At 37.9% G+C, this 20409-nt stretch carries 16 protein-coding genes, 2 pseudogenes and 1 riboswitch; of the genes and pseudogenes, 9 read left to right on the top strand and 9 right to left on the bottom strand.

What is annotated here, in order from left to right; genetic code table 11:
* Window positions 1–133 precede the first annotated feature (133 nt).
* The 5 genes and pseudogenes from AAFX60_019665 (at window position 134) to AAFX60_019645 (ending at window position 6162) form a co-directional block, all read left to right on the top strand.
* A pseudogene (locus tag AAFX60_019665) lies at window positions 134–2781 on the top strand (molybdopterin-dependent oxidoreductase).
* A 256-nt stretch (window positions 2782–3037) separates the two neighbouring features.
* Window positions 3038–3892: a tagatose bisphosphate family class II aldolase gene (locus AAFX60_019660; protein XDF79361.1), complete on the top strand. Its 855-nt coding sequence runs from the start codon at window positions 3038–3040 to the stop codon at window positions 3890–3892.
* 97 nt (window positions 3893–3989) lie between these two features.
* A complete protein-coding gene (locus AAFX60_019655) occupies window positions 3990–4952 on the top strand; it encodes a sugar kinase (GenBank protein ID XDF79360.1) in 963 nt (320 codons plus the stop codon).
* Window positions 4942–5591, top strand: a pseudogene (locus tag AAFX60_019650) (bifunctional 4-hydroxy-2-oxoglutarate aldolase/2-dehydro-3-deoxy-phosphogluconate aldolase). Before AAFX60_019655 ends, AAFX60_019650 begins: the two are co-directional and overlap by 11 nt.
* Entirely contained in the window at window positions 5581–6162 is a 582-nt protein-coding gene (locus tag AAFX60_019645; protein ID XDF79359.1) for a DJ-1/PfpI family protein, read from the top strand. The pseudogene AAFX60_019650 and the gene AAFX60_019645 overlap by 11 nt, the downstream one beginning before the upstream one ends.
* 89 nt (window positions 6163–6251) lie before the next feature.
* Here the strand turns inward: AAFX60_019645 and AAFX60_019640 are convergent, their stop codons facing one another.
* Window positions 6252–6863 carry a toxin-antitoxin system YwqK family antitoxin gene (locus tag AAFX60_019640; protein XDF79358.1) on the bottom strand — a complete coding sequence of 204 codons (612 nt, stop codon included), beginning with the start codon at window positions 6861–6863 and terminating at the stop codon, window positions 6252–6254.
* 211 nt (window positions 6864–7074) lie between these two features.
* Entirely contained in the window at window positions 7075–7944 is an 870-nt protein-coding gene (locus tag AAFX60_019635; protein XDF79357.1) for a LysR family transcriptional regulator, read from the bottom strand.
* A gap of 101 nt (window positions 7945–8045) precedes the next feature.
* Between AAFX60_019635 and AAFX60_019630 the strand changes: the two genes are divergently transcribed.
* Window positions 8046–9239 (top strand): MFS transporter, encoded by a 1194-nt coding sequence (locus tag AAFX60_019630; protein XDF79356.1) that lies wholly within the window; start codon window positions 8046–8048, stop codon window positions 9237–9239.
* Window positions 9240–9264: 25 nt separating this feature from the next.
* Here the strand turns inward: AAFX60_019630 and AAFX60_019625 are convergent, their stop codons facing one another.
* Together AAFX60_019625 and AAFX60_019620 are read right to left on the bottom strand one after the other, a co-directional pair.
* Window positions 9265–10671, bottom strand: coding sequence for a diguanylate cyclase (locus AAFX60_019625; protein XDF79355.1), 1407 nt, complete (start codon window positions 10669–10671; stop codon window positions 9265–9267).
* Window positions 10672–11089: 418 nt separating this feature from the next.
* Window positions 11090–11626, bottom strand: a complete 537-nt coding sequence (locus AAFX60_019620; protein ID XDF79354.1) for a cobalamin adenosyltransferase — start codon at window positions 11624–11626, stop codon at window positions 11090–11092.
* Window positions 11627–11715: 89 nt separating this feature from the next.
* A riboswitch (cobalamin riboswitch) is annotated at window positions 11716–11846 on the top strand.
* A gap of 18 nt (window positions 11847–11864) precedes the next feature.
* Here AAFX60_019620 and AAFX60_019615 point away from each other — a divergent pair.
* Genes AAFX60_019615 through AAFX60_019605 form a run of 3 tightly spaced genes read left to right on the top strand, consistent with a single transcriptional unit; the run spans window position 11865 to window position 14598 of the window.
* On the top strand, window positions 11865–12782 hold the full coding sequence (locus AAFX60_019615; GenBank protein XDF79353.1) for an ABC transporter substrate-binding protein: 918 nt from the start codon (window positions 11865–11867) through the stop codon (window positions 12780–12782).
* A complete protein-coding gene (locus tag AAFX60_019610) occupies window positions 12782–13822 on the top strand; it encodes an iron ABC transporter permease (GenBank protein ID XDF79352.1) in 1041 nt (346 codons plus the stop codon). The genes AAFX60_019615 and AAFX60_019610 overlap by 1 nt, the downstream gene beginning before the upstream one ends.
* Window positions 13819–14598: an ABC transporter ATP-binding protein gene (locus tag AAFX60_019605; protein XDF79351.1), complete on the top strand. Its 780-nt coding sequence runs from the start codon at window positions 13819–13821 to the stop codon at window positions 14596–14598. The genes AAFX60_019610 and AAFX60_019605 overlap by 4 nt, the downstream gene beginning before the upstream one ends.
* A gap of 12 nt (window positions 14599–14610) precedes the next feature.
* On the opposite strand, the gene AAFX60_019600 is transcribed toward AAFX60_019605, so the two are convergent.
* The 5 genes from AAFX60_019600 to AAFX60_019580 all read right to left on the bottom strand — a co-directional run bounded on the left by AAFX60_019600 (window position 14611) and on the right by AAFX60_019580 (window position 20355).
* On the bottom strand, window positions 14611–15249 hold the full coding sequence (locus AAFX60_019600; GenBank protein ID XDF79350.1) for a Crp/Fnr family transcriptional regulator: 639 nt from the start codon (window positions 15247–15249) through the stop codon (window positions 14611–14613).
* A gap of 137 nt (window positions 15250–15386) precedes the next feature.
* Complete coding sequence (gene guaD / locus AAFX60_019595) at window positions 15387–16733, bottom strand: guanine deaminase (GenBank protein XDF79349.1); 1347 nt, start codon at window positions 16731–16733, stop codon at window positions 15387–15389.
* 57 nt (window positions 16734–16790) lie between these two features.
* On the bottom strand, window positions 16791–17510 hold the full coding sequence (deoD, locus tag AAFX60_019590) for a purine-nucleoside phosphorylase (GenBank protein ID XDF79348.1): 720 nt from the start codon (window positions 17508–17510) through the stop codon (window positions 16791–16793).
* 22 nt (window positions 17511–17532) lie between these two features.
* Entirely contained in the window at window positions 17533–18753 is a 1221-nt protein-coding gene (locus AAFX60_019585) for a NupC/NupG family nucleoside CNT transporter (GenBank protein ID XDF79347.1), read from the bottom strand.
* A 231-nt stretch (window positions 18754–18984) separates the two neighbouring features.
* A complete protein-coding gene (locus tag AAFX60_019580; protein XDF79346.1) occupies window positions 18985–20355 on the bottom strand; it encodes an L-serine ammonia-lyase in 1371 nt (456 codons plus the stop codon).
* Window positions 20356–20409 lie beyond the last annotated feature (54 nt).

Genomic DNA, 20409 nt, shown 5'->3' with positions numbered 1-20409 from the left:
GTTTTAAGTTACGTATGTTCTTATTTATTTAGAATGTGCATATAAAATGAATCTTTATAGGTTTAGAATGCATCTGTTAAGGATTTATCCACTATTGATAAGTGATAAATAGACTAAAAATACGGAATGCATTATGACTCTTTCTCGACGTACTTTTTTAAAAACCTCCATTGCAACCGCTATTGTTGCGGGTGGTGGTTTAATGGTTTATCCCGCTTCTAAATTTTTTGATGATGAGGATGTAGAAGTCATTCCTCATGCTAGCCATTGGGGACCATTTAACGCGATTGTAAAAGCGGGTGTTCTTGTTGGTATTCAACCTCGTAAAGAGCTTGATGCCATGCCTACCGAAATGCTGACAGAAGGTTTAATCGGTCGAGTTTATGATAAAACTCGCGTTAAGTACCCGATGGTAAGGGCTTCCTATTTAGCCGATCCAAAAGGGGATACGAAACCGCACTTGCGCGGTAAAGAACCATTTGTGCGAGTTAGCTGGGATACCGCTTTATCTTTGGTTGCTGATGTAATTCAAACTACTGCAACAGAACATGGTAATGAAGCTATTTTCAGTAGCTCTTATGGTGGATGGTCGCATGCTGGTTTAATGCGTCCTCAAGTATTACAAGGGCGATTTTTTAATTTAATTGGTGGACAAAGTACGACAACGGGTGATTATTCTGGTGGTGCCTCGCAAGTTATTCTTCCTCATGTTATTGGTGATATGGAAGTATACTCGCCACAAACCGCATGGCCTGTAATTCAAGAGAACACAGAAATCTTTGTATTGATAGGCTGTGATCCTTGGAAAAACAACCGCATTGAATTTCGCGTTGCGGATCACCAAATGTATTCTCATTGGAAGCAGTTTGCTGAAGATGGCATTCAGTTTATTTCAATTAACCCACAACAGACCCGTACCGATGACGAATTGGATGCGGAATGGGTGAAAATTGTTCCAAATACAGACACCGCTTTATTTTTAGCGATGGCACAGCATGTTTATGTTAACGATCTTCATGATATCGCTTACTTGGATCGTTATACCGTAGGAGCTGATAAATACATCGACCATTTAATGGGAAAAAATGATGGCATCGTAAAATCACCAGTATGGGCTGCAAAGATCACGGGTATTCCTGCTGAGGATATTCAAAAAATGGCCATTCGATTCGCAGCCAGTAAAACCAATTTGCGGCGGGTTGGTCATTACAAAGAGCCGATCATGGTGAGATGATCCATTGGGCGATCATTAATTTTGCCGCCATGCTAGGCAAAATTGGTAAGCCGGGAGAAGGGGTTGGCTTTAGTTGGCATTATGGTAATGGTGGTATGCCACAATCAGGGAAAACACTTCCTATTGGCTTATCTCAAGGTAAAAATCCAGTGAGTGCGATTTGTCCTGCATCTCGTATTTCTGAAATGCTGATGAATCCAGGAAAAAGCTTTACTAGAGATGGTATTGAATACACGTACCCTGATATCAAAATGGTGTATAACGCAGGCAATAATCTTCTTTCTCATCAGCAAGATACGAATGAACTTATTAATGCACTTAATGAAAAAGTTGAAACGTTTGTCTGCCAAGACCCATGGTGGTGTGCTTCTTCTCGATATGCCGATATTGTATTGCCTGCAACCAGTACGTTAGAGCGTAATGATCTTTCTTCTGGTGGTACGTACAGTAACGATAAAATCTATGCTATGCGTCAGGTCATTAAGCCTTACGGTGAAAGTCTTGATGATTTCGAAATCTTTCGTAAATTAGCCGAGATATTCAATGTTGAAGAGAAATTTACAGATGGTTTAGCGTTTGATGATATTTTGAAACGTGCTTATCACGCCTCATCAGCAACCTTATCATTTGATGAGTTTTGGAAAAATGGAGTCGCTTTATTACCTGTACCTCAAGAGGCAAATCAGTGGGTAAGACATGGTGATTTTTATCAAGATCCAGATAAGCATCCTTTGCATACCACATCAGGAAAAATAGAGCTTTACTGCCAAGATATTGCAAATTTTGATGTGAAAAATTGTCCACCAATGCCAACATTTTTAGAACCGTTTGAATATTTAGGAAACGCAAAACCAAACCAAGTTCATGTTGTGAGCCCTCATCCTTATATGCGATTACACTCGCAGCTGGCAAATACAGAGGTTCGTAAATATGAAAGTGTTCAAGGACGTCAGTATGTACTGATTAATGACATGGATGCACAAAAGCACGGTATTCGTTCAGGGCAGTTAGTGGAAATCTACAATGAGCGAGGACGTGTTATTGCGGGTGCAAAAGTATCTGATCAGATCATGCCCGGAGTCATTAGTTTAGAAGAGGGAGCTTGGCTGCAATTTGATAGTCAAGGGCGCTGTAATAGTGGTTCTATTAACGTATTAACATCAAGCCAAGCATGCAGTGATTTAAGTCAAGCAAACAGTGCCAATACCTGCTTAGCTTACATTCAGCGTTGTCGAGATCCTGAGTCATCTAACTTGGCCTTTGAACCACCAAGAACGGTGACGGTAGACAGTGATATTCGTGTCGATAAAGTGAATACCACTCTTGGTGAAGTAAATACAAGTTCGAGTGAAACAAAACAGAGTGTTGGCGAAGCTCTGTTTTATCAACGTTGCACTATGTGTCATTCTGCAAAAGATCCAAAGCAGTACACTAAATCGCAATGGCATGGTATTACCAAAAGTATGTTCCCTCGTGCCGGATTAAATCCATTAGAGCGAGAAGAAGTAATGGCATTTCTTGAAGCTAACGCTAAAGACGCGCAGTAATGTAAATAATTTTTCGTTTTATTTAAGCCCAAATAGCATGACAGCTGTTTGGGCTTTTTTATGCATAATGATTAATAAAACAAATAATGAAAGGTTTCGAAAGTTAATTTTGGGCATGTTATGGGATTTGATCTTATTAAAATGCTTTCATTTGCTTTCGTTGATTTTTTGTTCTGTGATCTTGCTCATCTTATTTATGTTTTCTTTCGAATAATATAATAGCGAAAGTAAACGAAGAATTTGACTTGAGGTTATTATGTTTCTTGTATCATCCCGTGAAATGCTCCACAAAGCGCAGTTGGGTGGTTATGCCGTTCCTGCATTTAATATCCATAATTTAGAAACGGCTCAGGTCGTTGTTGAAACTGCTGCAGAAATGCAAACACCAGTTATTCTTGCTGGTACTCCCGGAACATTTTCTTATGCCGGAACTGATTACCTAATCGGTATTTGTAAAGAAGCCGCAAAACGTTATCACATGCCAATTGCGCTGCATTTAGATCACCATGAATCGTATTCTGATATTCAGAAAAAAGTAGAAGCAGGGATTAAATCAGCAATGATTGATGGTTCTCATTTAAGCTTTGATAAGAACATCGATCTCGTTCGTAAAGTGGTTCAATTTTGTCACCGTTGGGACTGTTCAGTTGAAGCTGAGTTAGGTCGTTTAGGTGGACAAGAAGACGATTTAATCGTTGATGAAAAAGATGCTATGTATACGGATCCTGATGCTGCGGTTGAATTTATTAAAGCGACGGGTATTGATTCACTCGCCATTGCTATCGGTACTGCACATGGATTGTATAAAGAAAAACCATGTTTAGATTTTGACCGACTAGGCATTATTCGCGGTAAAACTGACGTACCTTTAGTATTACATGGTGCATCAGACGTGCCTGATGAAGATGTACGTCGTTGTATTGAATTAGGTATTACCAAAGTAAATGTGGCAACAGAGCTAAAAATTGCTTTTTCAGATGCAGTGAAATCTTACTTTATCGAAAATCCAGGTGCTAACGATCCTCGTCACTATATTATCCCTGGTAAAGAAGCGATGAAAAAAGTCGTTCAAGATAAAATTCGAGTGTGTGGCAGTGAAGGGAAGCTGTAATACGAGTTTTGTTCCATTTTAGCCTTATATGGTTTTGCCGCATTGATTTAATCAAACCCTCTAATTGAATCAATGCGGCTTTTTTTTAGGTTATTGTATGAAAAAGACGAAAATTGCCATTATTGGCGAATGCATGATTGAACTCAGTGGGAATGCGTTCTCTACACAAACTCAATCTTTTGGTGGTGATACGCTTAATACTGCGGTTTACCTCTCTCGCTTACTTCCACATGTTTCCCCTTATTATTTAACGGCGTTAGGTCAAGATCAATACAGTTCCTTGATGCTAAAAGCGTGGGAGAAAGAAAATATAGATTGTTCGCTGGTATTGCGAGATCAAGAGCGCCTCCCCGGTCTATATAGCATAAATATTGATGATGAAGGCGAACGTAGTTTTCATTATTGGCGAGACAATTCAGCTGCAAAGTATATGTGTCAGCATCTTTTATTTGTACCTAATATCGCCAAAATTATGGATGCAGACATTATCTATTTATCTGGTATCTCATTGGCTATTTTACCGACTCATGACCGTGAAATTTTATTCGACGTATTAGCGACATTAAAAAAACATGGTGCAACGATTATTACGGATTCTAATTATCGTCCAAGATTATGGAAAAATAATCTGGATGCAAAGTTTTGGTTAGATAACTTATACCGATTAAGTGATATCGCTTTAGTGACAGGAGATGATGAAGAGTTACTCCTTGATAAACTGAATATGCCAGAAAAAGAAGTCGCGGATCGACTACATGCACTAGGGGTGGGGCATGTGGTCGTGAAGCTCGGCGCTAAAGGTGCTATGTGGTCAACTCTTGAGGGAAAATCCGGCTATGTTGATGGGGAGTCAGTCGATAAGCTTGTTGATACGACAGCGGCTGGGGACTCATTTAATGCGGCTTATATTGCGGCATACAGTCAAGGTGCGTCCATGGCTGAAAGTTGCGCTTGGGGTAATCGCCTTGCTTCTCAAGTTATTCAGCACAAAGGAGCCATTATTCCGATGGACTACTTACAAACACTAATTACCGATATGGGACAGATTAATGAAAAATAATTTATGGATAGAAACGTTAAGAGCACTTCGAGTTATGCCTGTGATTCAAATTGAGAACGCAGAAGATGCAGTGCCGTTAGCTAAAGTGCTAGTTGAAAATGGATTACCTGCGGCTGAAATCACCTTCAGAACGGAAGCGGCAGAAGAGTCAATTCGTCGTATTCGTCAAGCGTATCCAGATATTGTGTTATGTGCAGGAACCGTATTAACCAAAGAACAAGCGCAGCTGGCAACAGAAGCTGGAGCTGATTTTGTGGTTAGTCCAGGCTTTAATCCAAATACCGTTCAATATTGTTTAGATAACGATATCAAAATCATTCCGGGGGTTAATAATCCAAGCTTGGTAGAACAAGCATTAGAGATGGGATTATCTGCATTAAAGTTCTTCCCAGCAGAAGCTTCAGGCGGTTTGAATATGCTGAAGTCATTAACGGGGCCCTATGGAAATATTCAGCTCATGCCTACAGGGGGAGTGAATCCAAATAATCTACTTAGTTACTTAGCCATTCCCAAGTGATTGCTTGTGGTGGTACATGGATTGCTCCGACTGAAGCGATTCGAAATCATGATTGGGACATTATTGCTAAAAATGTACGTGAAACTTGTTCTTTAGTGATGGGTAATGAAGATGGAAAATAATCAAGTGACAAAGCACGTTGCGGTATTGCTTGCAGATGGTTTTGAAGAGGGAGAAGCGGTTGTTTTTATCGATATAATGCGTCGCTTAGATATTAAGGTTGATGTGTTATCTTGCATGGAAACAACAGCGTTAGAAACCTATTTTGAAACACGGATATCTGCAGATTATACGCTAAAAGACAAAAAAGATGTTCTCTATGATGCTGTCATGATGCCTGGAGGCCCTAAAGGAACAGATAACTTATCTGCAAATTCGATGGTGATCGATTTTCTAAAGTGTCACATAGAGAAAGATAAATACATATGTGCGTTATGTTCATCTGGAGCTAAGGTGTTAGCCGCTAATCATCTTCTTAATGGACGAAATTACACAACCGGTGGTGGATTGGAAAAGAAATTTAGCGATGGTTGTTTCCAAGATAAGAAAGTGGTTGTTGATGGACGTTTCATTAGTGGTAAAGGTCTTGGTGTAAGCTTTGAGTTTGCCTTTACTGTAGCCAAACATCTTTTGTCTGATAATGTTGAAAAAGTAGAGTGGCAAGCACAGCACATTTATTTTGATCATTTCTAATTATTATTTTTAAATATGCATTTTGAAAAGCCCTTATATCATAGGTATAAGGGCTTTTCATTATGGGTAATTAAACAAATTTAATCGGATTAACTCTCTGGCATCCATGTTTGCTCTGACACGACTTTTTGGTTTTTGAAGGTTAATTGCTCTACTTTGTCACCATGATTATTCCAGTGGGTAACTGAGCCATCTTTGATTTTGCCATCGTCGTAATTTGCTTGAGTGGCTTTTTTACCATTAGCGTAGTAGCTGGTGTATAGGCCATCTTTTTGGCCATCATCGTAATTAACGGTTAGATTTTTTTCGCCATTGTCATACCAACGTGTTGCTTGGCCATCTAACTGATTATTTTTATACGTGAATTCTGTTTTTTTCTGACCATTCACGTACCAAGTTTGCATTAAACCATCAAGCTTGCCATCTTTATAATTAAGTTTTGAAGCCATTTGGCCATTTGGATACCAATTACTTTCTGTACCAATTTCAACGCCATCTTTGAATTGAGCTTTTGTTGAGATTTGTCCGTTATCGTATTTTTGAACAAATTTCCCTGTATAAGGTGTCTCTTGGTTTACTTGATAGGCAATGCCATTACGCATTTGTAAGTAATCAACAGAATCACTTTGTGTTGTTGTACCTGCATAACTAACACCAGATACAGCACTTAGAGCAAATAGAACAGGAATATATTTTTTCATTGTGACACCTCATTTATTAGCAAACAGTGTTTAGCGCTGTTGTTTTTAATCTTCATTATCATCTTGTAATTACTTTCATTACTGACCTAGAAAGTAAGTAAGATTTAATATTCCACTAATCTTTAGTAATGTCAGTACCAAATTTGGTAGTCATACTTTGCATTTATGAGGTGTGATTTTAGGGAACTTTTCGTGCTTCTTGATGTAGCTTCTAATGATTTTGTTTCACGAATTCGAGAAAGGTTCTATCAGCTCTAGATAGATAGCCGTTCTTTCTCCATGCGATGGATATATCCAGATAGATAGGCTCACTAAATGGAATAGAAACGATATCGGGCTCATTTTCGGTGGCTAATTCTAATAATGCACTAATGGCAAAATCACGTTTTACAATTTTCATTATTACCGCTAGTAGATTGGTTTCAAAAGAAAAGTTTGCATTTAATCCTTCTTGTTTACAGATGGCATCCAGTTTTTCTCGATGAAAGTACCCTTGTTTGAACATCACTAACTCTTGAGAGAAAAACTCGGAAAAAGTGAGTGATTTTTTATCAGAAAATTCATGCTCGTTACTGACGACAGCGACCATTTGGGATCGAAGTAAATGATCAGAATCCAGTTCATCAGGCAGGTTTCGTATTTGTGTTATTCCAAGATCAATCTCACCATCAAGTAGCATTTTTTGTATTGATTGAGCACCCGCATCAACAATGGTGAGTTTTAATTTTGGATAACGACTTTTAAATGCCATTAAAACATCAGGGAAATAATAGGTTCCCATGATGCTTGGCACGCCTAAGCGCACCTCTCCTTTTTCTAAACCTCGTAACTCTTTCATCGCCAAAGTGGCGTCGTCCAACTGTTGTAGGATCTGTTTTGCATGAGTCAGTAATACTTCCCCTTCATGAGTCAGTATCATTTTTCTCTCATCTCTACGGAATAGATCCAGCTCTAATTGGGTCTCTAGTTTTTTTATCGCAACGCTTAGTGCTGGTTGAGCAATGTGTAGAGCACGAGCTGCGTGCGTCATATTTTTATGCTCAGCAACAGAGACAAAATAAGTAAGAAGTCGAGTGTCCATGTGATAACCAAATGCTATTGAAATGATAATTATAATATATTTTCACTATTCAAATGGAGTTGCTACAGTTTTAGTACAGTTTTCTAATGGCGATCACTAAGATGATTGAGTTTAAAAGTAAGGCCTATTATCAAGTAAGTGCAGCTCTTGCATTTGGGTCCTTTATTGTATTTTGTAATTTATATTTGTTTCAGCCAATGCTTCCTGTTTTGGCTGAACATTTTTCGGTATCTGCAACTAAAATCAATTGGTTGTTAGCTGCTGGAACATTCACCTTAGCTTTTATGTTGCTACCTTGGGCTATCGCTTCTGATTTTATTGGTCGTCGTAATGTGATGTTATTGAGTTTATTTCTCTTGCCAATCATTGGTTTATTGTCTTTATTAACAAGTCATCTAGCTATATTAATCTTAAGTCGTGCCGTTATGGGAATGGCTTTAGCCGGATTTACGGCTGTTGCCGTTGCTTATATGGCTGAAGCGTTTACAGCAAAAGCCTTCAGTTATGCGATAGGGGCTTATATTAGCGCCAACTCACTAGGCGGGATTTCAGGACGGTTGTTTGGCGGAATTATAACCGACTATTTTGATTGGCAAACAGCGGTGATATTTATGGCTGCCCTGAGTTTGATTGGTGCCATGCTTGTCGCTATTTTATTGCCTAAAGAAGGTGATAAGGCTTTAAATAAAGCTGAATTATCTTCTTATGTCAGAGTTGTTGTGCAGCATTTACGAAATCGACGTCTCTTTCTTGCTATGCTTATTGGAGGAGTCAACTTCGCTTTATTTGTAAACCTTTATTCTGTTACTGGCTTTCGACTAATTGCTGAGCCTTACTCTTTACCTTTAAGCGTCACTTCTATGATTTTTCTTTGTTATCTATCCGGCACTGTAAGCTCAAGGTTAGTTGGACTATGGAGTCAACGCTTTAGTTCTGTATTTGGTATGTTTGTAGGGACATTCATTAGTTTAATTGGAATGGTTATTACGACAAATGACTCTTTAATTACAATGGTCATTGGTTTAAATGTATTAAGTTTTGGTGCGTTTTTTACTCATTCCTTGGCTTATGGTTGGGTGAGTCAGCAAGCAGAAACGGCTAAATCTACAGCAACAGCATTATACTTAGTGCATTATTATGTCAGTGGTAGCTTAGGTGGTTTTTATCTAATGTATTGTTGGCAGCATGGTGGGTGGAATGCGGTGATGATTGCGGCCGGTTTTCTATATATGATTATTTTTGCTTTATGTTGGCGTTTAAATCATTACGCCCAAGCTAAAGTGGCTTGGGCGTAATGTAAGTCAGTAATAAAAGCCTAAGTCATAGCTTTTCAAATACTTTAAATCCATTCTTTCCTGAGCGTTTGATGTCATACATTGCCGCATCGGCATTATGCATTAACTCGTTAATGGAGCGACCATGTTCAGGGAAGAAAGCTAAGCCAATACTCGTGCTTAGTTGATATGGAATATCTTCAAGCATTAATGGGGTATTACTACTTTCTAAAAATTCCTCAACAAGAGCAAATATCTCTTCTTCATCAATAACGGTATGAATAAGCACGGCAAATTCATCACCACCTAATCGAGCGACGTAACTATTTTCTGAGAAAGTGCTATATAGATTTCGAGCGACTGCTTTTAACGCTAAATCACCAGCACTGTGGCCAAAGTTGTCATTGAGATCTTTAAATCCATCTAAATCAATGTAGATCAAAGCTAATTTAGTTTCATTTTTTCGTGCTTTTTGCATTTTCCAATGAAACAGTTTTTTAAAGTATCCACGGTTGATTAGGCCAGTCAGACTATCGTGGTGAGCCAATTTCTTTATTTCGTTATGGTCAATTTTTTTCTTCAATTGTAATTGAGTAATAACCAGCGATACGATAAATGAGAGTAAAATAAAACACCCAACAAGAATTACTTCACTGCTTGAGATTCGCTCAATTGACCACTTAGGGTAATTAGGAACAAAAGTGATTAAGCGCCAGCATGAGTCTTTTTTAACAATTTTGACTGATTTTGCTGAATCTAAATTTTTTGGATAAGCAAATACAGAATCGAACGTTAAAATTCCTGAACCTATTTCATATTGACCTTTAGGTTCTTTCTCAATACAAGAATAAGTTATTGGATAAATTGCAGGATAGGTTTTACTTTCGTCTTCATTAAACATGAAAGCGAATTCAAGATCTGGTCTTTTATCATAAAATAAAAAGTAATTATTACTATTTATTAGCATATGATGATTTCTTTTATCTAAAGAAAATAGTTTTAGACCATCTAATAAATGAGCGGCAAGGTAATTTAATATAACAATACCTCGTTTATGTCCGTCTTCATCATATACTGGTGTAGCTAGACGAATCATAGGTTTATAAGGTTCTTCTATTTCACCATGCTCAATATTTAAATCTAAAATAGAAACGTAAATATCCCCATCATTTAAAGATAAGCTGTCTTGAAAATAATAACGGTCGAATTTATTTTGTAATTCATTACCAGTAACTACACTTGGAATACCATTATTATAGTTAATACGAATGAGTTCATTTCCCTTCAGATCAAGGTATCTTAATTGATCATAAAGGCCTTTACGCAAGCTCAATGCAAGTGTGTTCATTTCAGCTAATTTAATGAGTTTGCGTTCGTGTTTTTGGTATGCTTTGTTAATCTCAATAAAATCAGAGAGCAGCAATAAGTCTTGCCCGATGCTGTTTAGGGTCATTGCTATGTACTTTTTTTGTGCTGAAATTAGAGCACTTTGTTCTGATTTTATTTTACTTATCTCTATCTGGTTTTGTGAGTATTTGTAAAAATAAAATACCGAAAATAACAAGATGTTTAATATTGTAAATAAAACGATAAAGCGTGGCCAAAAAAATAATTTATTGGACTTACTAAATGTAATCACTTTAATCAATTAACCTAAGTTAACAAAAAAGTCATTTATTGCATGACTGTAATAATTGAGGTGGACTTTATAATATATAAGGTTTGCTATCAATATAATTAAAGCCCATAAGTAGAGTTGCATTGACTTGTATCGTGCAATTATCATTGATAATAAAAGAGAATATTATGGTTCCTATTCTTAATATTCTTTTTCACAATTTGCTTAACGATATGTTTACACAATATATAATCTATTCAGGCCTTGGATAGTTAACGCTTACATATTCAGGCTCATCAATATTCATATCTTGATTTAGTACTCGCGTAAGCACGAAATAATAATTAGCGAGTGCATTTGCAAAACGAGGAAGTGTTTCTGGGATTGTTTTATTGGTTAATTTATCAATAAGAACTAAGGCGCGAACCACTTTTTTACTTAAGCTACGGCATTGATGAAGTTGAATGACAGGGCCGGTTCCACGAGGAAGAACAAAGCGCTTACCTTTGTCATGAACTTGTTCTTTAAAGTAAAACATTTCAGACACGAGTTCTTGAACGTCCTGCTCAAAGATGCCACATTTCCCACGAATCGAGCCATTAAGGTGAAATATTTTTGGTTGTAGACGTTCTAGCGATTCACGGACTTCTTGATTAGTTACTTGTGATAACGCTAAGCCAGTATAGGCACATAATTCATCCGTTAAGATTTCAAAGTCGCATAATGGGCTGTCTTCAAAAATGAATGGATATGAAAGTTCACCAATATTTCCAGATGCTTTAAGTGCCATAAATAATTACTTTGTTGATTAAAGAGGTGATGAATTTTATCACGTTGTATGGGGTATCTCTAATTAATCCCATGTTTTCAGGGTTATAGATAGAATATATCAACATAGCATCGTACAATGAAGATTACTTCGGAATACGGTGAGAATCCGTGACGGGCGCGCCACTGTGAGAGCTTGCAAGAGTTTGAGTCAGATACGAAGTTGGTTCATATTATGTACGCGATTTACAGGAGTTGCCATGCGTTGGCTTGCGTTAAACCCATTTATTATTATTTTTTCTCTTTTGCTTTCTTGGTCAACGATGGCCGAAACTACCTATCCATTACATGTTGTTGATGGGTTAGGTAATACCGTTCTTTTAGATAAAGCACCTACAAAAATATCATCAAAAACGTTATTCACCGATGCCGTATTGTTAGAGTTGGTTGATAAAGAACAATTATCCAGTTTGACTGATCTTGCTAATAACCCTAACTATTCAGCGATTAAAGATATCTTGCCAAAATCAGTACCTTTGTTAGCGCTTAATGTGGAAATGATCATCGCGAATCGTCCTGATATTGTTTTTGCTGCTAATTGGAGTGATGCATCAAAGTTAGCGATTATTGAGAGTGCTGGTATCCCGGTTTATCGCATTCAAACGCCTAATACCTTAAAAGAGGTTGAAACCGAGATTTTGCGAGTCGGTGATATTGTTAATCGTCGACTTGCTGCTGAGCGAGTCATCGAAGATATGCAACAGCGTTTACAGCAAGAGGTTATCTTACCTAAAAAGCGATTAACTGCTTTGGATTATAATCCGTGGGGAACATCGAGCGGTCAAGATTCTACTTGGGATGAAGTCTTAAAACAGGCAAATCTGAATAATGCCATTGAAGGGCTAGTGAGTGATAAATACGGGCAAGTTCCCGTATCAAAAGAGATGGTCATTGCATTAAATCCAGATATTTTATTTATACCAGCGTGGGTGTATGGAGATGAAAAAGGTGCTGATAAATTTAAGCAAGACGTTTTATCTGATCCTTCATTACAATCCGTTAATGCCATTAAAGAAGGTCGGGTCTATCAAATGCCACATGTGTTAAGAAGTGTTTATAGCCAATATATTATTGATGCGATTCTGTTTGTTAATCACTCTGCCTATAAGAAACTCTGATGCCTTTTTATCGTTTAACCTCTTTTCAAGCTATTGTCTCTACGTGTTTATTTATTGGATTATTCTTAACATATTTAAGTCTTGGTGCGGTTCATATTCCAATCATTGATATTTTAGCTATGTTTAAGAGTTATATATTTGGTGGGAGTGAGTTAGCAACTAAAGAGTATCCGCTTGCTTCTGCAATAGTGATGCACATTCGTTTGCCAAGGGCGTGTGCTGCAATTATGGCTGGTGGTGCATTGGCTTTAGCTGGAGCCTGTACTCAAGGATTATTTAAAAACCCATTAGCGAGTCCTGATGTATTGGGGGTAAGCTCGGGAAGCAGTTTTGGTGCTGTTATCGCTATTGTTACGGGTTTTTCTTTTATGAATCCGATGTGGTTACCTGTTTTTACAACGGTTGGTGCTCTTACTGCTTCTGCGTTTATTTATGTTCTTGCATCTCGTCACTCTTCTTCACAAATTTTATTTCTCATATTAACTGGATTGGCGCTATCGAGTTTATTGGGCGGTGCTCGTATGGGACTACTATTAATGGCGCAACAGTATGAAGTCAGCCAATTTGTTTTCTGGGCAATGGGGGGGCTAGATGGTCGTATGTGGCAGCATTTATTATGGCCAACACCTGTGATTATTATTGTGTCTACCTTGTTACTCAAAGAAAGCCGTTCTCTCAATTTACTCGCTTTAGGTGAGGAGAGTGCTCATGGTATGGGTCTAAATGTAAAACAGACACGATTTAAATTATTGTTGTTTGCTACGTTATTAACGGCGATGTCGATTGCTATTGCTGGACCTATTGGTTTTATCGGCTTGATGGTTCCTCATTTAGTGCGTCTATTAGTAGGACCAAGTCATGAGAAATTATTGCCGTTTTCAGCCATATTTGGTGTGATATTTCTATTGGTTTGTGACTTATTAGGACGTTGGATCATTGCGCCTAATGAATTGAAAGCGGGGATTATTACTTCATTTATTGGTGGTTGCTACTTTATTGGCTTGATCATTCGATTTCAAAGAAAGGGACGTTTAGCATGAAACCATTATTAAATGTCTCACAATTAAACTATCAGGTTGGGACTAAAGCATTATTAAAGTCGATTTCATTTACCGCCAATTCTGGTGAATTGGTTGGTATTATTGGCCCGAATGGCGCGGGTAAAAGTACATTAATGAAGTGCATCAGTGGATTCCAGCCTTATGCCGAAGGAAGTATTGAGATCCAAGGTCAATCTCTTGCTGTCTTATCTCATATTGAGCGTGCTTTATGTATGAGTTATTTGCCTCAATACAGTGAAGCCGCTTTTTCTTTTAATGTGATGGAAACCATTGGTTTTGGTTTTCATGCGAGACAGCAACACTCAATTATATCTCCAGCTGAGATAGAGAAACAAAGCCAAGCTGCATTAGAAAAAGTGGGAATAGAGCATCTACATAAGCGTAATGTTACTGATTTATCTGGTGGTGAAAAACAGCTCGTACATTTTGCCCGAACTTTAGTTCAAGATACTCCTTTAATGTTACTTGATGAGCCGACGGCGAGTTTAGATATTGGCCATGAATCTCAATTGATGAATGTCTTATATCAAGAATGCCAAAAAGGAAAATCAGCATTGGTTGCTATTCATAACTTAAATACCGCTGCTGAGTTTTGTGATCGTTTGATTTTGATTAATCAAGGTGAAATTATGGCTGAAGGAAAGCCAAGCGATGTGTTGAGTGAAGAGAATATTCGCACCTTATATCAAGATTTGGTGATGGTCTCTCATCATGCGGTGACAGGAAATACGATCATATCGCCATATAAAAAATAGCGATGATTATGTTTATTTGTCTACTTCGGTATAAAGCACTTCGTCTTTTAGTGCTTTTTCATTCAGTAACTCAAACTCATGCCCTTGTTTGATTAGCTTATTTTCTTTTTCCAAAACTTGTAAAATTTGGCGATAACATCGGTCAGTTATACCTAGCTGCTTGGCTTTTAAGGTCACTGGAATTTTAAATAGCGGACTATTTGAGTGCTGTTTTAATTCGAGGATCTGTTCGATGACATTAATCCTTGCTGATAATGTAATGTTATTCATTAACTTAGTGATATTTTTATTATATCTTGTTGAAATGAATTCGAGCAGAAGAATCGTTAGTTCTGGTTTTTCTCTCAATAATTCAAGAAGCTTAAGTTTAGGAATTTTATAGAGATAACCAGCTTTGTTAGCTTTAACATTCAAAGTTGAATATGGTTTTTGCTGGAAGAATTCCATCTCACCTAAAGGACCTGAATAATTCGTATCTACTCCAAGAATAAATTCTTTACCATGTTCATTTATATGGAAAATGGTTAAATCGGCATCTTGGCAAAATAGAAGCGAATTAATTGGTGTAGACTGCTGTAAAAGCAATTCATTTTTAACATAAGAGATCTTAGGTAAATTAAGCTCTGAGATTAATTGTTGAAACAGATCCATGCTCTATCTCTGTGTATTAAAGATAGCTCTATGGTAATGGTTTCATAAAAAAATGCGATAATAATAAAGAGCGAGTTGCAGAATATTCTGCTTTGTCTCAGTTCGTGATTCTTTCTGCAAACTCAGCTCTAAACGTTTTACTTTACTTGATTGCCATCAACCCAGACTTGGCGAATATTATTTCTGGTTGTGTGAGTGATGATTTTTTCTAGTATGTCTTGAGGTGAATCGAGTTCAGGACAGATTAGTAGGTTCGAATCTTCATCATCAATAACTAGAGCGTCGAAGCAGTAACCCTTTTTAAACTGTCCAACTGGTAGCTTTAGCAATTGACCGCCACCTGTTGTTGCCATCCAGTAAGCTTCTAGTAATGAGACTCGGCTGTTTTCTTGCCCCCTTATCTCTGCCGGTAGACTCGCATTTGTTCCACATTCTCGTGCTCTTGAGTGAAGGACTGCATCTGAGCAAGCCATAAATAGCGAGGGAAAAGGGCCACCTGCAATGTCAGAGCCTAATCCTAGTTGAATATCTTGATCTAAGTATTCACGTAATGGCAATGCTGCATTTGCAAAATAGATATTGGACCTTGGACAGTGAGCGATTCCTGAACCTGTTTGCTTGATAGTATCAATGTCTGAATCGGTTAAGAAGATAGAGTGGGCTAAGATGGTTCGTTCACCAAGTAGTCCAGCTTCGTTGTAAATTTCGATATCTGTTTTATTGTATTTTTCTTGGCTGAAGTCTCTTGCCCAATCGCTTTCTGAAGCATGAGTTTGAACCGCACATTGATATTTTTTCGCTAAATCACCTAACCCTTTTAATGCTTCTAACGAACAGGTAGGGATAAACCTAGGCGTGATAATTGGTTCGACTAAGTTATTGTTATTAGTTAGTTGAGAAAAGGATGTTATGAATCTTTCAGCTTCTTGAATAGAGTGTTCTGCGCTCTCTTCTACGTAGTAATTAGGACACATCTCCCTATCATCCATTGAGACTTTACCAACTAATGCACGTTGACCATATTTAATGCAAGTTTCTGCCAAGTAAAGAGAAGATGAAGTATCTATAGTTGCAAAATAGGTTGCTGTTGTAGTGCCATTAGCTAAATAGGTTTTTACTAGGTGAGGGTAGTACTGTTCTGCAAATGACAGCTCGCTAAACTTATGTTCTAAAGGGAACGTATAATGGTCAAGCCATTCATTGAGCGGAAGATCTAACCCTTTTCCAGCTTGAGGCCATTGTGGAGCATGGATATGGAGATCAACCATGCCAGGTAATAAAAATTGTTGATCGGTTAACTCTTGTAGAGAATCTTTTTCTTTTAAAAAGTTAAGCGTTTTTGAATAATTAGGATCGGAAGGATGGAGAACGTCACATATCTTACCTTGCTGATCGATAGTAATCAGCCCATTAGAGATAAATTCAAATTCCCCTTTAATCGGGCAATGATAAACTTTACCAACGACGCCTTTTTTTATATTCATTAGTTATTTCTACACTTTGAAAAAAGGCCAATGATTAATTGGCCTCTAAGATATGTTTTATTCAGTTGGTAATTTTAATGCTACATCCAGTGCAACATTAATCATTTCATGAAGTTCAGTTCGACGTTCATCCGCCGTCAAATGTTCATGGTTTTTAATATGGTCAGTCACGGTACATAGGGCAACGGCATTACAATGGTTTTCTGCTGCTGCACTATAAAGTGCATTAACTTCCATCTCAACTCCAAGAATGCCATAGCGTGCCATCATGTCATATTGCTCTTCATCTGGACGATAAAATAGATCAGAAGAAAAAACGTTACCTACAAGGTAATTAATGTCAGTCGTTTTTAACGTATTAACACACTCGCTAAGCATATTGTAATTTGCAGTTGCAGCAAAATCGTTATCTTTAAAACGAATGCGATTCATTTTTGAATCGGTTGATGCACCAATAGCTACAATAAGATCTTTAAGTTTCACATCATCATGAATAGCGCCACAGCTTCCAATACGGATGAAGTTTTTTACCTTATAAGTTGTCATTAGTTCATGAAAGTAAATGGATGCAGATGGTGCGCCCATTCCGTGACCCATGACTGAGATTTTTCGACCTTTAAATTCGCCAGTAAAACCTAACATGCCTCGAACATCAGTAACTTGAACAACATTTTCTAAATAAGTTTCTGCTATTAATTTTGCGCGAAGTGGATCACCTGGCATCAAGATAGTATCTGCAAATGCATCCAGTGGTGCATTAATATGTGGAGTCGACATGATTAATCCTTATTAGTACATGTTAAGAAAATGAAAGAAGCGCACCAGCAATGGTACCTGACATTAAGTTTGCAAGAATTGCGGCCATTAAAACACGAGGTCCAATTTCCGAAAGAATATGGCGTTTATTTGGACATATAGCACCAAGGCCACCAATAACCATCGCTAAAGAACCAATGTTGGCAAAACCACAAAGGCTAAATACAACAATAGCTTGAGTCTTTGGAGACAAGGTTTCCGCTATTTCAATAAAGTTGATATAGGCAACAAACTCATTAACCGCAATTTTTTGGCCAATTAGTGATGCTGCGGTAACGGCTTCGCTCCAAGGAACTCCCATTAAAAAAGCCAGAGGAGATAATATATAACCGATAATCAGTTCTAGGCTTAAACCTTCAATCGAGATTAAATCACCAATACCGCCAACTAAGCTATTTACTAATGCGATCAAAGCAACAAAGGAGATAAGTAAGGCTGTCACGGTGGCGACTTGATTCATCCCCATGATAGAACCATCAGTTATCGCATCTAAGAGTGATTTAGGTGTGGTTTCGTCATCGATTTCAATTTCATTAGTGATTTTTTCTTGTTCTGTTTGTGGGCAAAGTAATTTGGCAAACAGAAGTCCAGCAGGAGCCGTCATAAAGCAAGCTGTTAAAATATATTTTGGGTCTATCCCTAAATTGATGTAGCCAATCATTGTACCGCCAGCAACGCTCGCTAATCCGCCTGTCATTACCGCAAACAGTTCAGAACGAGTCATTTTTTTGATTAACGGACGTACCATTGAAGGCGCTTCGATAGGACCAACAAAAATGTTAGCAGTAGCAGACATTGATTCCGCCTTACTCGTACCGAACAATTTAGATAACGCACCACCGATTAAATTAATTACGAACTGCATTATTTTGAGGTAATAAAGCACGGAGATAAGTGCAGAAATAAAGATAACGACACAAAGAACGTTAATCACAAAAATAAAGCCGACTTTATAGTTAGCGAGATCGCCAAATACGAAGGTTAATCCCTCATTTGAGAAGTTAATAATATGGTTAACGGCATCGCTCATCATTTGTAGTATTCCTTGACCTAAAGGAACATACATAACAAAAGCACCGAATGATATTTGAGTAATAAGCGCAATGACAATCGTTCTTACATTGATGGCTTTTTTATTCTCGGATAGTAAAAATCCAATGAACAATAGCACCAAGATTCCAACACAGCTCATGAATAATGACATGAAATACTCCAAAGGATTTAAAAGGTAATGAGACAATACGGCGGCTAAAAAAGTAAAAAGCGGAAATTTTTCCGCTCTTATCTATTTGTGTGGGAATAGTATGATAGTAGTCACAAATTAAAGTGGTTGATTTGTATTTCTGTTATGTAAATCAAACTATGGAAATAGGGCTTAATCGAGTTATTTAAACCTGTAGAAGAAGATCCTCATGGAAGTATAGAATGGTCATTATTACTCACAAGGAGGAGCCATATGAATTAAAGCCAATCCTCCTAGTGAAGTTTCTCGATATTTCTTATTCATGTCTTTTCCTGTTTGGTACATGGTCTCAATGACTTTATCTAGTGAGATTAAGCATTTGCTTGTGCGTTTTAATGCCATACGTGAAGCATTTATGGCTTTCATTGCTCCCATCGCGTTTCGTTCGATACAAGGAACTTGAACCAGTCCCCCAATGGGGTCACAAGTCATGCCTAAGGAATGTTCCATTGCAATTTCAGCGGCTATGCAAATTTGTTCATTACTGCCACCAAGAAGCGACGTTAGCCCAGCGGCCGCCATGGAGGACGACACACCAACCTCGCCTTGGCAACCAACTTCGGCTCCAGAGATAGAGGCGTTAGTTTTGTATAAAATACCGATAGCACCCGATACGGCTAAAAAGTCTTTAAGTTGCTTAGTGTCTAAGGGTTTAATAAATTTGTGGTAGTACATCAAAACACTTGGGATCACACCTGCTGCACCGTTAGTTGGGGAGGTTACAACCTGACCGCCCGCTGCATTTTCTTCGCTAACGGCAAAAGCAAACAGATTCACCCAATCTAATACTTCCATAGGGTCATTATGTGTGGATGTATTCACTTCTAATTTTTTGAGTAATGCCGGTGCTCTACGGGTGACATTTAAACCACCTTCAAGAATGCCTTCAGTTTGAAAGCCTCTTTCCATGCAAAGGGACATGACTTTCCAGATTTGGTCTGCTTTAGAGTTAATTGCTTCTATTGATTGGAATGAAACTTCGTTACGTAAGACTAATCCACTTAGGCTGAGTCCGTGCTTTTCTGCTTTTTCTAGCATTTCATCCGCTGAGCCAAAAGGGAATTCTACTTTGATTTCTGGTGCTTTATTTTCATTTTTAAGCTCGCTTTCAGTTGCGATGAAACCGCCGCCAACAGAGTAATACGTTTCGATTGCAATTTGTTTATTATCAATAGTAAAAGCAGAAATAGTCATGCCATTTTCATGCAGAGGTAAATTCGTTTTATGAAACAACATGTCCGTTTCATAATCGAAGGAGATGGTTGATTTGCCAGAGAGTTGGAGCGTATGTTCTTCTATTGCCTTACGCATAGCGCGATTAGCACTGGTTATTTTTATCGTATCGGGTTTGTTTCCAAGTAAACCCAGAAGCGTTGCACGATCAGTATGGTGCCCTATACCGGTTAATGAAAGAGAGCCATAAAGATCGACTTGAATGCGTGTTATTTGAGGTAAGTAGGGCTCAATCAGTTGAGTAAAATGATAACCCGCAATCATTGGCCCATTAGTATGAGAACTTGATGGACCAACGCCAATTTTGAAAATATCAAAGATAGAAAGCATAACAACACCTTAAAACCGTATTTATTGTTTTTAAGTTTAGCTGTTTTCTCTATT

The organism is Aliivibrio fischeri (assembly GCA_038993745.2).
Taxonomy (GTDB): domain Bacteria; phylum Pseudomonadota; class Gammaproteobacteria; order Enterobacterales; family Vibrionaceae; genus Aliivibrio; species Aliivibrio fischeri_B.
The sequence above is the reverse complement of the archived record's forward strand: the minus strand, read 5'-3'. Positions and strand labels throughout refer to the sequence as shown.

Bases quoted from the DNA above. Each gene is read 5' to 3' on its own strand.
- AAFX60_019660 (XDF79361.1), top strand. From the start codon at position 3,038: ATGTTTCTTGTATCATCCCGTGAAATGCTCCACAAAGCGCAGTTGGGT.
- AAFX60_019655 (XDF79360.1), top strand. From the start codon at position 3,990: ATGAAAAAGACGAAAATTGCCATTATTGGCGAATGCATGATTGAACTC.
- AAFX60_019645 (XDF79359.1), top strand. From the start codon at position 5,581: ATGGAAAATAATCAAGTGACAAAGCACGTTGCGGTATTGCTTGCAGAT.
- AAFX60_019640 (XDF79358.1), bottom strand. From the start codon at position 6,863: ATGAAAAAATATATTCCTGTTCTATTTGCTCTAAGTGCTGTATCTGGT.
- AAFX60_019635 (XDF79357.1), bottom strand. From the start codon at position 7,944: ATGGACACTCGACTTCTTACTTATTTTGTCTCTGTTGCTGAGCATAAA.
- AAFX60_019630 (XDF79356.1), top strand. From the start codon at position 8,046: ATGATTGAGTTTAAAAGTAAGGCCTATTATCAAGTAAGTGCAGCTCTT.
- AAFX60_019625 (XDF79355.1), bottom strand. From the start codon at position 10,671: ATGACCCTAAACAGCATCGGGCAAGACTTATTGCTGCTCTCTGATTTT.
- AAFX60_019620 (XDF79354.1), bottom strand. From the start codon at position 11,626: ATGGCACTTAAAGCATCTGGAAATATTGGTGAACTTTCATATCCATTC.
- AAFX60_019615 (XDF79353.1), top strand. From the start codon at position 11,865: ATGCGTTGGCTTGCGTTAAACCCATTTATTATTATTTTTTCTCTTTTG.
- AAFX60_019610 (XDF79352.1), top strand. From the start codon at position 12,782: ATGCCTTTTTATCGTTTAACCTCTTTTCAAGCTATTGTCTCTACGTGT.
- AAFX60_019605 (XDF79351.1), top strand. From the start codon at position 13,819: ATGAAACCATTATTAAATGTCTCACAATTAAACTATCAGGTTGGGACT.
- AAFX60_019600 (XDF79350.1), bottom strand. From the start codon at position 15,249: ATGGATCTGTTTCAACAATTAATCTCAGAGCTTAATTTACCTAAGATC.
- guaD (XDF79349.1), bottom strand. From the start codon at position 16,733: ATGAATATAAAAAAAGGCGTCGTTGGTAAAGTTTATCATTGCCCGATT.
- deoD (XDF79348.1), bottom strand. From the start codon at position 17,510: ATGTCGACTCCACATATTAATGCACCACTGGATGCATTTGCAGATACT.
- AAFX60_019585 (XDF79347.1), bottom strand. From the start codon at position 18,753: ATGTCATTATTCATGAGCTGTGTTGGAATCTTGGTGCTATTGTTCATT.
- AAFX60_019580 (XDF79346.1), bottom strand. From the start codon at position 20,355: ATGCTTTCTATCTTTGATATTTTCAAAATTGGCGTTGGTCCATCAAGT.